The organism is Pigmentiphaga kullae (genome assembly GCF_004216695.1).
Taxonomy (GTDB): Bacteria; Pseudomonadota; Gammaproteobacteria; order Burkholderiales; family Burkholderiaceae_B; genus Pigmentiphaga; species Pigmentiphaga kullae.
The window spans coordinates 2,434,960-2,447,510 of sequence record NZ_SGXC01000001.1; the positions used below are offsets into that span (position 1 = coordinate 2,434,960).

Here is a 12,551-nt window from a genome sequence, read left to right on the forward strand (position 1 = left end):
CTGCCCCAAAAAAGCCGCCAGCGTCCTGGCGGCTTTTTTTGTGCCTGGACGAAACGGTGGGGCAAACCCCCCAAGACATGTACACCAGACATCATTGAAATCCAGGAGAGGATCGTGTCCCACAACACCGACGACTTGCGCATTCGAGAAATCAAGGAGCTGGCTCCGCCTTCGCACCTGATGCGCGAGTTTCCCTGCACCACCAACGTCTCGGAGACGGTCTACTCCACCCGGCAGGCGCTGCACCGCATCCTGCACGGCATGGACGACCGCCTCGTGGTGGTGATCGGGCCGTGTTCCATCCACGACACCAAGGCCGCCCTGGAATACGCCTCCCGCCTGAAGGCCGAGCGCGACCGCTTCGCCGGCGAACTCGAGATCGTGATGCGGGTGTACTTCGAGAAGCCCCGCACCACGGTGGGCTGGAAGGGCCTGATCAACGATCCCGACCTGGACGGCAGCTTCAACATCAACAAGGGCCTGCGCACCGCCCGCCAACTGCTGCTGGAGATCAACGCCCTCGGCTTGCCTGCGGGGTGTGAATATCTGGACATGATCACGCCCCAGTACATCGCCGACCTCGTCTCCTGGGGGGCCATCGGCGCGCGCACCACGGAAAGCCAGGTCCACCGCGAACTGGCGTCCGGCCTGTCGTGTCCGGTGGGCTTCAAGAACGGGACCGACGGCAACATCCGCATCGCGGTCGATGCGATCAAGGCGGCGTCCCAGCCTCACCATTTCCTGTCGGTGACCAAGGGCGGCGTGTCGGCCATCGTGTCCACCAACGGCAACGAGGACTGCCACGTCATCCTGCGCGGCGGCAAGGCCCCCAACTATGACGCGGCCAGCGTGGAAGCCGCCGCCCAGGACATGGCCAAGGCCGGCCTGGCGCAGCGCGTGATGATCGATGCCAGCCACGCCAACAGCAGCAAGAAGCCCGAGAACCAGCCCCAGGTGCTGGACGACGTGGCGCGCCAGATGGAAGCGGGCGACAACCGCATCGTCGGCGTGATGGTGGAAAGCCACCTGGTGGCCGGCCGCCAGGACCTGGTTCCCGGCAAGCCGCTGGTCTACGGCCAGAGCATCACCGATGGCTGCATCGACTGGGATGTCTCGGTGCAGGTGCTCGAACGCCTGGCGCAGGCGGTGCAGGCGCGGCGGCTGGTGGCGACCAGCAGCGGCAAGTAACAGGCCCCGGGGCTAGCCGCCCCGGGTGCGGCCCGAGCGCCACAGGACTTCCGGCGTGCCGGCGTCCTGGTTGATGGCGCGGGCCAGCACGAACAGCAGGTCCGACAGGCGGTTCAGGTATTGCCGCACCGGCGCGTGGACGGTTTCGACGCGGGCCAGCGCCACCACAGCGCGCTCGGCCCGTCGGCACACGGTGCGGGCCACGTGGGCCAGGGCCGCCGGCCGGCTCCCGCCGGGCAGCACGAATTCGCGCAGCGGCGGCAGCCGGGCGTTGTAGTCGGCCAGCAGGCCGTCCAGGTGCGCCACGCGCGCTTCCGCCAGCAGGGCCTGTCCGGGCATGCTGAGTTCCCCCCCCAGGTCGAACAGGTCGTGCTGGATGTCCAGCAGGTCGTGCGCGATGTCCTGCGGCAGGGCCTCCGTCGCCAGCAGGCCCAGCGCGCTGTTCAGTTCGTCCACGTCGCCGATGGCCGCGATGCGCGGCGAGTCCTTGGCCACCCGCGGCCCGGTCGCCAGGCCGGTGGTGCCGTCGTCGCCGGTGCGCGTGGCGATCACGCTCAATCGATGTCCCATGAATGCTCCATGATCAGGGTGCTTCCGTTTTCTTTCTTTTCAACTGGCCGGGCGAGTAGCCGTAGAACTGCCTGAATGCGTGGGAATAGGCGCCTTCGCTGGAATAGCCCAGCTCGACGGCGATGTCGAGCATGCGGCGGCCCAGGCTGTGCAGCTCGATCGCGCGGGTCATGCGGGCATGGTTGCGCCATTGCTGGAACGACAGTCCGGTCAGCCTGACGAAGATGCGCTGCATCGTCTTTTCGCTGGCCCCGGCCTGCGCTGCCCATTCGGCTAGCGTCCGTCCGTCGGACGGGTCCGCCTCCAGCGCCCGGCAGACCATGGCGATGCGCGCGTCGTCGGGAATGGGAAGGCCGGCGGCCACGCGCGGCGCCCGGCGGATCTCGTCCAGGATGCCCTGGATTTTCCAGTGGCGCGACGGCGCGTCGGCGCCCGAGGCATCCCAGCGCCCCGCGTCGAAGATCAGTTCCCTGAGCAAGGGGCTGATGTCCGTCACGGAAAAGGCCGGTTCGGCATACACGGCCGCGTCGACATAGACGCTGTGATACCGGTAGGGGCGCTCCATCAGCACCGCGTGGGGAAGGTCGGGCGGGATCCAGGCGGCGCGGCTGGGGCCGAGCCGGACCAGGTGATGTTCGGTCTGGAGGAGCGTTGCGCCGCGTTCGGGATACAGCAATTGGCCGCAGGCGTGCGTGTGCAGCGAGGTTTCGCCCGCCTGGCCTTCGCGCACGACGACGCGCAGCGGCTCGCCCGCCATGTCCACGGACAGGGGCACGGGCAATGCATTCATATGTCGGTTCTTCGCCGAAAACTGACGGTTTCTCGCCAGTGGGGAGGGCGGGCGATTCCTATAGTGCCGGGAATTCCACGGAGGAACGTCATGTTGAAAATCACTCGCCGGCGGTTGGGCGCGGCCTTGGCCGCCGCGGGGGTCGTCTGGAGCGCGGCCGGCTACGCGCAACGCTATCCGGAAAAGCCTATCACTATCGTGGTCGCCTATCCACCGGGCAGCGACACCGACGTCATGGCGCGCCTGTACGCCGAGAAGCTCGCTCCCCGCGCCGGGCAGCCCGTGCTGGTGGTCAACCGCGCCGGCGCGTCGGGCATGCTGGGCAGCAGCCACGTGGCGCACGCGGCGCCGGACGGCCATACCCTGCTGTTCGCGCCCTCGACCTTCGCCACGGCGCCGCTGGTGCTCAGGCAGGCCGGCGCCGCCGGCTACGATCCCGTGACGGACTTCAAGCCCGTCATCCAGATGACGACCTCGTCGCTGCTGCTGGTCGCCCATCCCGGTTCGGGCTTCAGGACGCTGGGCGACATCGTCGAGGCTTCGCGCCGCGGCCAGCGGATCTCCTATGGCACCTCGGGATCCGGGTCGCCCATGCACATCGTGGGCGAATGGCTGAACCGATCGGCGGGGACGGGATTGCAGCACATTCCCTACAAGGGCGTCGCGCCGTCGGTGACGGATGTCGTGGCGGGCCACATTCCGGTCGCGCTTGTGACGATCGGGCCGGTCAGGCAGTATCTCAAGGCCGGCAAGCTGACGGCCATCGCGGTGGCGGATCCCGACCGCACGCCGTTCCTGCCGGACGTGCCGTCCATTGCCGAATCCGGGTATCCCGAGGTGCGCCTGCGCGCCTGGAACGCGTTCTTCGCGCCGGCGGGCACGCCGGCGCCGGTGGTGGCGTGGTTGAACGACAAGCTGGGACAGGTGCTCGCGCTGCCCGACGTGGTGGAGGCGCTGGCGGCGATGTCCGCCGTGCCGGCGGGTGGCTCGCCCGGCAGGCTCGGGGCGCAGGTGGCCGCCGACTACCGGCAACTGGGGCGGCTGATCGACGAATTGAAGATACAGGCCGATTGACGGCCGGCAATGGTTCCATCTTTCCAGGAGGCTTTGTGGCGACCCGAACCACCCAGACCGCTTCGCATTGGGGCGTCTACGACGTCGTGACCGACGAACACGGCGCCATCGTCGACACCGTGCCGTTCCATGCCGACCCGCACCCGGCCAGCTTCGTGCGGGGCCTGCCCGAGATCGTGCGCGGGCCTCTGCGCATCGACCAGCCCTACGTGCGGGCCGGCTATCTGCGCCACCGCAACGGCCAGGGGCGCGGCGGCGACGAGTTCGTGCCCGTCGGCTGGGACCGGGCCCTGGACCTGGTCGCCGACGAACTGGCGCGGGTCAAGGCCGAGCACGGCAACGAGGCGATCTACGGCGGCTCGTATGGCTGGGCCAGCGCCGGCCGGCTGCACCACGGGCCCAGCGTGCTCAAGCGTTTCCTGGGGCTGCACGGCGGCTACGTGGACAAGCGCGGCAACCACAGCTTCGGGGCCGCGCTGGGCATCATGCCCTATGTCCTGGGGCGCTCGGACATCACCAATCTCGTGGCATCGTGGCCGGAGGTCATGGCCTCGACCGAACTGATGGTGATGTTCGGCGGCGCCGCCCTGAAGAACACCCAGCTCGATCCCGGCGGCGCCGTGGTGCACGACAACCCCGACTGGTACCGGCATGCCGGGGGCAGCGGGCCGTTGTTCGTGACCATCAGCCCCTCGCGCGCGGACCAGCCGCCCGCGTCCCGCTCGGAGTGGATGCCCATCCGGCCGCATACCGATACCGCGATGATGCTGGGCATCGCCCATACGCTGGCCACCGAAGGCCTGCACGACCGGGAGTTCCTGGCGCGCCATTGCGAAGGCTACGAGCGTTTCGAGTCCTATCTGCTGGGCCGCGAGGGCGGGCCGCCCCGCGGCGCCGACTGGGCGGCGGCCATCACCGGCGTGCCGGCCGGCGAGATCCGCGCGCTGGCCCGCAGGATGGCGGCCAGCCGCACCATGGTGAACCTGAGCTGGTCGGTGCAGCGCGCCGACCACGGCGAGCAGCCGGTGTGGATGCTGGTCACCCTGGCCGCGATGCTGGGGCAGATCGGGCTGCCCGGCGGTGGCTTCAGTATCGGCTTCGGCGCGGTCAACGGCATGATGGCGCCGCGCGTCGAGGGCATGCCGCGCCCGACGCTGCCGCTCGGGCCCAACGCGATCAAGACCTATGTGCCGGTGGGCCGCATCGCCGACATGCTGCTGCACCCCGGCAGGCAGATCGAGTGCTTCGGCCGGGCCATCACCTTCCCGGACATCCGCCTGGTCTATTCCATAGGCGGCAACCCCTTCCATCACAACACCAACCTGAATCGCTTCCTGCGCGCCTGGCAGGCGCCGGAAACGGTCATCGTCCACGAACCTTGGTGGAATCCCGCCGCCCGGCATGCCGACATCGTGCTGCCGGCGACCACCACCATGGAGCGCAACGACATCCTGGCGCACGAGAACTCCCCGTACTGGCTGGCCATGCGGCAGGTGATCCCGCCGGTGGGGCAGGCGCGCAACGACTTCGACATCCTGGCCGAGGTAGCGGGACGGCTGGGTTTCGAGGCGTCCTATACCGAAGGACGCGACGAGATGGGCTGGCTGCGCCACATGTACGAAGTGGCGGCCGCCAAGGCGCGGGAGGCGGGCTACGCGCCGCCCGGGTTCGATGCGTTCTGGCAGGCGGGGCAGTTCGCCTTTCCGCAGCCCGAGGCCGGCAGCATCCTGCTGGAGGACTTTCGGCGCGATCCCGGCGCCCATCCGCTGGCCACGCCCTCGGGCAGAATAGAAATCCATTCGCGCACGATCGAAGGCTACGGCTACGCCGACTGCCCGGCCCATCCCGCGTGGCTGGAGCCGGCCGAGTGGCTGGGCGGCGAGCGGGCCGCGCGTTATCCGCTGCATCTTCTGTCCAACCAGCCGGCCACCCGGCTGCACAGCCAGCTCGATCCGGCGCAGGCCAGCCGCGCCAGCAAGGTCGCCGGGCGCGAGCCCATTTCCCTGCATCCCGGCGACGCGGCGGCGCGGGGCATCCGGGAAGGCGACGTGGTCCGCGTGTTCAACGACCGCGGGGCCTTCCTGGCGGGGGCCGTGCTGGCCGGGCACCTGGTGCCGGGCGTCGCCCAGATCGCCACCGGCGCCTGGTACGACCCGCTGCGGGGCGGCGAGTCCGGCTCGCTGGACAAGCACGGCAACCCGAACATGGTGACGCTGGACAAGGGCACGTCGAGCCTGACGCAGGGCTCGATGGCGCAGACCGCGCTGGTCGAGATCGAGCGCTTCGACGACGCGCCGCCGGTCACCGCTTTCGAGCCGCCGGCGGTGCGGCGGGCCTGATCGGGGCCGGGGCAGGGCGTAGAATCGGGGGATCCACCCTTAGGCTGTCGATTCATGAATGCCCCCGCTTTAGCCCCCTCCCTGCGCCGTCCGGTGCCCCAGGCCTGTCTCGATGCGCTGGCCGCCCGTTTCGGCGACCGCCTGTCGCTGAACGCGTCCGTGCGGGAACACCACGGCCGCGACGAATCCCCCTATCCGGCCGTGCCGCCCGACGCCGTGGTGTTCGCCGAGAGCACCGATGACGTGGTGGCGGCGGTCCAGGCCTGCGCCGCGCATGGCGTGCCGCTGATCGCCTACGGGTCGGGTTCGTCGCTGGAAGGGCATGTGCTGGCGGTCGAAGGCGGCATCACGCTGGACGTGTCCCGCATGAACCGGGTCCTGTCGGTCAATCCCGACGACCTGACCGTTACCGTGCAGGCCGGCGTCACGCGCAAGCAGCTCAACAACGAGATCCGCGATACCGGACTGTTCTTTCCCATCGATCCGGGCGCCGACGCCTCGCTGGGCGGCATGGCCGCCACGCGGGCGTCCGGGACCAACGCGGTGCGCTACGGCACCATGCGCGACAACATCGTGTCCCTGACGGTGGTCACGGCCCAGGGCAAGGTCATCCGCACGGCGCGGCGCGCCAAGAAGTCCTCGGCCGGCTACGACCTGACCCGTCTTTTCATCGGCAGCGAAGGCACGCTGGGCATCATCACCGAGGTCACGGTGCGCCTGTATCCCCAGCCCGAGGCGGTGTCGGCGGCGGTCTGCAACTTCCCCAGCGTGGACGCGGCCGTGGCGGCGGTCATCCAGACCATACAGATGGGCGTTCCGGTCGCCCGGGTCGAACTGCTGGACACCGCCACCGTGCGCGCGCTGAATCTCTACAGCAAGCTGACCCTGCGCGAGACGCCGCTGCTGCTGTTCGAGTTCCACGGCAGCCCGGCGGGGGTCGAGGAGCAGGCCACGACGGTGCAGGAGATCACGCGCGAGCACGGCGGCATGGATTTCGAATGGGCCGTGCATCCCGAGGACCGCAACCGCCTCTGGGCCGCGCGCCACAACGCGTACTTCGCGACCCTGCAACTTCGTCCAGGTGCCCGCGCCTCCAGCACCGACGTCTGCGTGCCCATTTCCCGGCTGGCCGACTGCATCCGGGAAACCAACGCCGACCTGGCCCGGGCCAGCTTCCCGACCTGCGTGGTCGGACACGTGGGCGACGGCAATTTCCACGTGCAGATGCTGCTGGACCCGGACAGCGAAGCCGAATGGACCGAAGCCGAGACCATCAACCGCCGCATGGTCCGGCGCGCCCTGGACATGGACGGTACCTGCACCGGCGAACACGGGGTGGGATTGCACAAGATGCAATTCCTGGCCGAGGAGCATGGCGAAGACGCGCTGGCGCTGATGCGGCAGGTGAAGCAGGCCTTCGATCCGTTGAATATTCTCAATCCCGGGAAGATATTGCCCCCCCCTACGCGCTGACGCGCGCCCCCCAGGGGGCCGACGGCGGTGGACCGGCGGAGCCGGATCCACCGTGTCGTGGTCTGGGTGGGGTTGTCTTGGTGCGGAGCATCGCATACTTGCTTTGATCCTGGGCGCTGCGGATCCGGCTTTGCCGGTCCGCCAGCGCCGCCCTTGAGGGGCGCGGCCATAGGCCGCGTGGGGTGGGCTTCCCTTCCAGTCCGCCGGTTTCGCCCCCTTGAGGGGGCCCGCGTAGCGGGTAGGGGGTGGGCTTCCCTTAGGGCGTAGGGGGGGGTAATACCACTATTGGGGAAGGCGGGGGCAGGCTATCTTCAGAAGTTACTGGAGATGTGCATGAACGCCCCAACAGAAATCGGGCTGGACCCGATCGCGACCGAGCGCCAGGTAGAGGTGGTGCAGGCATTGCGCGATGTGCTTCCCAACTACTGCGTGCTGTTCAGGGAAGAAGACACGCGTCCCTACGAATGCGACGGCCTGTCGCTGTTTCGCCAGGTGCCCATGGTCGTGGTCCTGCCCGAGACCGAGGAGCAGGTGCGGCAGGTCTTGCGCCTGTGCAAGCGGATGAGCGTGCCGGTGGTGGCGCGCGGCGCGGGGACCGGGTTGTCGGGTGGGGCGACGCCGCATGCCGAGGGCGTGCTGCTGGGCCTGGCGAAGTTCAACCGCATCATCCAGGTCGATCCCGAGGCGCGCCAGGCGGTGGTGCAGCCGGGCGTGCGCAACCTGGCCATTTCCGAGGCCGCGGCGCCCCACGGGCTGTATTACGCGCCCGATCCCTCCAGCCAGATCGCCTGCACCATAGGCGGCAACGTGGCCGAGAACTCGGGCGGCGTGCATTGCCTGAAGTACGGCCTGACGGTGCACAACGTGCTGGCGGCGCGCGTGGTCACGATGGACGGCGAGGTGCTGGAGCTCGGTTCGTCGGCGCTGGACGAACCCGGCCTGGACCTGCTGTCCATCATCGTCGGCTCCGAGGGCATGCTGGGCATCGTGACCGAGGTCACGGTCAGGCTCATCCCGCGTCCGGCCGTGGCGCGGATGGTCATGGCCAGTTTCGCGTCGGTCGAGGCGGCCGGCGATGCGGTGGCGCGGGTCATCGCCGCCGGCATCATTCCCGCCGGACTCGAGATGATGGACCGGCGCGCCGTGCACATGGTGGAGCCCTTCGTGTGCGCGGGCTACGACCTCGATGCCGAGGCCATCCTGCTGTGCGAATCGGACGGCACCGAAGAGGAAGTGGCCGACGAGATCTGCCGGGTCGAATCGCTGTTCGCCCAATGCGGCGCGACGCGCCTGCAGGTTTCCTGTTCCGAGGCCGAGCGGCTGCTGTTCTGGGCGGGCCGCAAGAATGCCTTTCCGGCGGCGGGCCGGATTTCTCCCGACTATTACTGCATGGACGGAACCATCCCGCGCCGCTTCCTGGGACGCGTGCTGTCGGCCATCGCCGAGATGGAGCACAAGTACGGCCTGCGCTGCGCGAACGTGTTCCATGCCGGCGACGGCAACCTGCATCCGCTCATCCTGTTCGATGCCAACGACATCGACGAGGTCGAACGGGCCGAGCGCTTCGGCGCCGAGATCCTGGAGCTGTGCGTCGAGGTCGGCGGCACGATCACCGGCGAGCACGGGGTGGGGGCCGAGAAGATCGACCAGATGTGCGTGCAGTTCGCGCGCGAGGAACTGGACGTCTTCTTCGGCATCAAGCACGCCTTCGACGCGACCGGCCTGCTCAATCCCGGCAAGGCCATCCCCACGCTGGCCCGGTGCAACGAATACGGACGCCGGCACGTGCACCGCGATGCCATCCGCTTTCCTGAAATCCCCCGCTTCTGATCCTCATCCAATGGACGTTCTGTTATCCGATCTTCGCGCCCGCGTGCTGATGGCCCATGTGGGCCGCAAGTCGCTGTACATCCGCGGCGGCGGCACCAAAGGTTTCTACGGGCTGCCGGTGGACCACGATGCCGTGCTCGACCTGTTGCCCTATGCGGGAGTCATCGACTACCAGCCCAGCGAACTGGTGCTGAGCGCCAGGGCGGGCACGCCCCTTGCGCAGGTGGAGGAGATGCTGGCGGAGCAGGGCCAGATGCTGGCCTTCGAGCCGCCGCATTTCGCGGCCGGCGCGACGCTGGGCGGCTGCATCGCGACGGCGCTGGCCGGACCCCGCCGGGCCAGCGCCGGTTCGGTCGGCGACTTCGTGCTGGGCCTGCGCCTGCTGGATGCCCAAGGGCGCGTGCTGCGTTTCGGCGGCGAGGTCATGAAGAACGTGGCGGGCTACGACGTGTCCCGCCTCGTGGCCGGTTCGCTGGGCACGCTGGGCGCGATCCTGGAGGTGTCGCTGAAGGTGCTGCCCCGGCCCGCCTGCGAGACCACGCTGCGTTTCGAGATGGACGAGGCGACGGCGCTGAGCCGGATGAACGCCTGGGGCGGGCAGGCGCTGCCGGTCAGCGCCACGGCCTGGAGCGCCGGCGACGGCGCCGGGTGCCTGACCGTGCGCCTGTCTGGAGCCGAGGCCGCGATCGCCGCGGCGCGCGCGGCGCTGGGCGGCGAGGCGCTGGCCGACGAGGAGGCCCAGGCATGGTGGCGATCGCTGCGCGACCATACGCATCCTTTCCTGGCCGTGCGTTCGCTGTGGCGGTTGTCGGTGCCTTCGGTGACCCGGCCGCTGGGCCTGGGCCCCACGCTGATCGAATGGGGCGGCGCGCAGCGATGGCTGTGCGGCCCGCAGTCGGCCCAGCGCGTGCGCCAGGCCGCCGCGCTGGCGGGCGGGCATGCCACGCTGTTTCGCGCCGCGTCGGCGGACGAGGCGCGGGCATCGGGTGTGTTCCATCCGCTGGCCACGCCCGTGGCCGCCATCCACCGGCGCTTGAAAAACGAATTCGATCCGGAAGGGGTGCTCAATCCCGGCCGCATGTATCCCGACCTCTAGATACGCATCACCCATTCCATGCAGACACGGCTGACGGAGTCGATCAAGGACACCCCCGATGGCAGGCAGGCCGAGGCCATCCTGCGCAAGTGCGTGCATTGCGGATTCTGTACCGCCACTTGCCCCACCTATCAGGTGCTGGGCGACGAGCTGGACAGCCCGCGCGGCCGCATCTACCTGATCAAGCAGATGCTGGAGGGCGGCGAGGTCACGGCCAGCACACAGCTGCATCTGGACCGCTGCCTGACCTGCCGCAATTGCGAGACGACCTGTCCGTCCGGCGTGGAGTACGGGCAGTTGATCGACATCGGCCGCCGCATGGTCGAGACGCGCGTGGAGCGGGCGCCCGGCGACCAGCTCAAGCGCGCGGTGCTGGGCAGGACGATGGCCACGCCGGCCTTCGGGCTGGCCATGAGGCTGGGGCAGGCGCTGCGCCCGCTGCTGCCGTCCGCGCTGGCGGCCAAGGTGCCGCCGCGGCGGCCGGCGGGTCCGGTGCCGCGCCGCCGCCACGAGCGCCAGGTGCTGATGCTGGCGGGCTGCGTGCAGCCTTCCATGATGCCGGCCATCGACGCGGCCACCCTGCGCGTGCTCGATGCCGTGGGGATCTCGGCATCGGTCGCGGCCGGTTCGGGCTGCTGCGGGGCGGCGCGTTTCCACCTGAACCAGCAGGCGGCGGCGCTGGCGCAGATGCGCGCCAACATCGACGCCTGGTGGGCCGACATCGACGCCGGCCGGATCGAAGCCATCGTGATGAACGCCTCGGGCTGCGGCGCCACGGTGCGTGAATATGCGCACCACCTGCGCGACGATCCGGCCTATGCCGGCCGGGCGGCTCGGGTGTCGGGCATGGTGCGCGACATCGCGGAGGTCCTGGCGCCGCACGCGGGCGAACTCGCGCCGCGCCTGGCCGGCCGGCTGGCCGCGCGGCCGGTCTTCCATCCGCCGTGCACGCTCCAGCATTGGCAGGGCTTGAGGCCGCTGGTCGAACGCCTGCTGGCGGACCTGGGTTTCGCGCTCCGGCCGTTCGCCGAAAGCCATCTGTGCTGCGGATCGGCGGGGACCTACTCGGTGCTGCAGCCGGAGATCGCCGGCGAACTGCGCGACCGCAAGCTGGCCGAGCTGGACAAGGCCGATCCCGATCTCATCCTGTCGGCGAACGTCGGCTGCCTGGCGCATTTGCAGGCAGGCACCGCGACCCCCGTCATGCACTGGATCGAAGCGGTCGACGCCGCGCTGTCCGGCAGCCGCGTCAGCGGCTAGCGGGCCGCGCCCACATCAGCCGCAGTTCGTCCAGCAGCTTGACGGCCGGCTGCGGAAGAATGCCCTTGGTGCGGCGGAACACCATCAGCCGGCGTTGCAGGGCCGCGCCGGGCATGGACAGGACATCGACCAGCCCGGCGCCGCGCTCGGCCTCGAACATGGGGTGCGGCATCCAGCTCAGGAAGCCGGCGTGGGCCACCATGCTCTTGATGGCGATGATCGAGCGCGTCTCGACCACGATGTCGGGCGGGGGCAGGCCGCGCGCGGCGAACAGGTGCATCAGTTCGTCGAACGGCGCGGTGCCGCGCGGCGGCAGCACCCACTTGTGGCCCTGCGTGTCTTCCAGCCGCAGCCGCGCGCGCTTGCGCAGCGGATGCGCGGCCGCGGCGATGACCTGGCTGGTGTCCTGCCATTCGCAGTCGGGGATGACGCAGATGTCGGTGGTATTGGGCATCGACACCCCGATGGCGAGGTCGATGTCGTGGGTCAGCAGCGCGTCGGTCAGCAAGTCGCCCACCCCTTCGACCAGATGCACTTGCAGGTTCGGCCACTGGGCCAGCACGCGCCCGATGGCCATGGGCAGCACGAGGCTGACCGCGCTGGCCACCGCGCCGACGCGTATGGTGCCGCGCGACAGGCCGCGCAGCGCGTCGATCTCCTCGGTGGCCTGCTCGGCCTCGCGCTGCAGCAGCGTGGCATGGGGCAGCAGGGCCTGGCCGAAGCTGGTCAGCATCATGCCGGTGGCGTAGCGCTCGAACAGCGGGGCGCCGACCTGGTCTTCCAGGCGGCGGATGGTGCGGCTCAGGGCGGGCTGGGTGATGTTGAGCGTTTGCGCCGCGCGCCCCAGCGTGCCGTGCTGGACCACGGCCAGAAAGGCGTTGAGCTGGCGTATGTCGAAGGTCATGCCAAAAGGTAATGACTTTTTCCTGAA

General features: G+C 69.5%; 10 protein-coding genes. 7 read left to right on the forward strand and 3 right to left on the reverse strand.

Annotation, left to right across the window (positions count from 1 at the left end; genetic code table 11):
* Positions 1–114: 114 nt before the first annotated feature.
* Positions 115–1,188, forward strand: a complete 1,074-nt coding sequence (gene aroG, locus EV675_RS11905) for a 3-deoxy-7-phosphoheptulonate synthase AroG (protein WP_130357438.1) — start codon at positions 115–117, stop codon at positions 1,186–1,188.
* A gap of 12 nt (positions 1,189–1,200) precedes the next feature.
* Here the strand turns inward: aroG and EV675_RS11910 are convergent, their stop codons facing one another.
* Both EV675_RS11910 and EV675_RS11915 read right to left on the reverse strand, forming a co-directional pair.
* A complete protein-coding gene (locus EV675_RS11910; RefSeq protein WP_130357439.1) occupies positions 1,201–1,758 on the reverse strand; it encodes a cob(I)yrinic acid a,c-diamide adenosyltransferase in 558 nt (185 codons plus the stop codon).
* Positions 1,759–1,771: 13 nt separating this feature from the next.
* Complete coding sequence (locus EV675_RS11915) at positions 1,772–2,548, reverse strand: helix-turn-helix domain-containing protein (protein WP_130357440.1); 777 nt, start codon at positions 2,546–2,548, stop codon at positions 1,772–1,774.
* A gap of 90 nt (positions 2,549–2,638) precedes the next feature.
* On the opposite strand from EV675_RS11915, the gene EV675_RS11920 reads away from it, so the two are divergent.
* The 6 genes from EV675_RS11920 to glcF all read left to right on the forward strand — a co-directional run bounded on the left by EV675_RS11920 (position 2,639) and on the right by glcF (position 11,620).
* Entirely contained in the window at positions 2,639–3,622 is a 984-nt protein-coding gene (locus EV675_RS11920; RefSeq protein ID WP_130357441.1) for a Bug family tripartite tricarboxylate transporter substrate binding protein, read from the forward strand.
* 35 nt (positions 3,623–3,657) lie between these two features.
* A complete protein-coding gene (locus EV675_RS11925; protein WP_130357442.1) occupies positions 3,658–5,961 on the forward strand; it encodes a molybdopterin-dependent oxidoreductase in 2,304 nt (767 codons plus the stop codon).
* Positions 5,962–6,015: 54 nt separating this feature from the next.
* The gene (locus EV675_RS11930; RefSeq protein ID WP_130357443.1) at positions 6,016–7,434 is read left to right on the forward strand and encodes an FAD-binding oxidoreductase; all 1,419 of its coding nucleotides are present in this window, start codon (positions 6,016–6,018) and stop codon (positions 7,432–7,434) included.
* A gap of 333 nt (positions 7,435–7,767) precedes the next feature.
* Positions 7,768–9,264, forward strand: a complete 1,497-nt coding sequence (locus tag EV675_RS11935) for an FAD-linked oxidase C-terminal domain-containing protein (protein ID WP_130357444.1) — start codon at positions 7,768–7,770, stop codon at positions 9,262–9,264.
* A gap of 10 nt (positions 9,265–9,274) precedes the next feature.
* Entirely contained in the window at positions 9,275–10,360 is a 1,086-nt protein-coding gene (gene glcE / locus EV675_RS11940) for a glycolate oxidase subunit GlcE (protein ID WP_130357445.1), read from the forward strand.
* Positions 10,361–10,378: 18 nt separating this feature from the next.
* Positions 10,379–11,620 (forward strand): glycolate oxidase subunit GlcF, encoded by a 1,242-nt coding sequence (glcF, locus tag EV675_RS11945; RefSeq protein ID WP_130357446.1) that lies wholly within the window; start codon positions 10,379–10,381, stop codon positions 11,618–11,620.
* Here glcF and EV675_RS11950 read toward each other — a convergent pair.
* On the reverse strand, positions 11,610–12,524 hold the full coding sequence (locus tag EV675_RS11950; RefSeq protein WP_242621389.1) for a LysR family transcriptional regulator: 915 nt from the start codon (positions 12,522–12,524) through the stop codon (positions 11,610–11,612). The two genes, glcF and EV675_RS11950, sit on opposite strands and share 11 nt — an antisense overlap.
* Between the last annotated feature and the right edge of the window lie 27 nt (positions 12,525–12,551).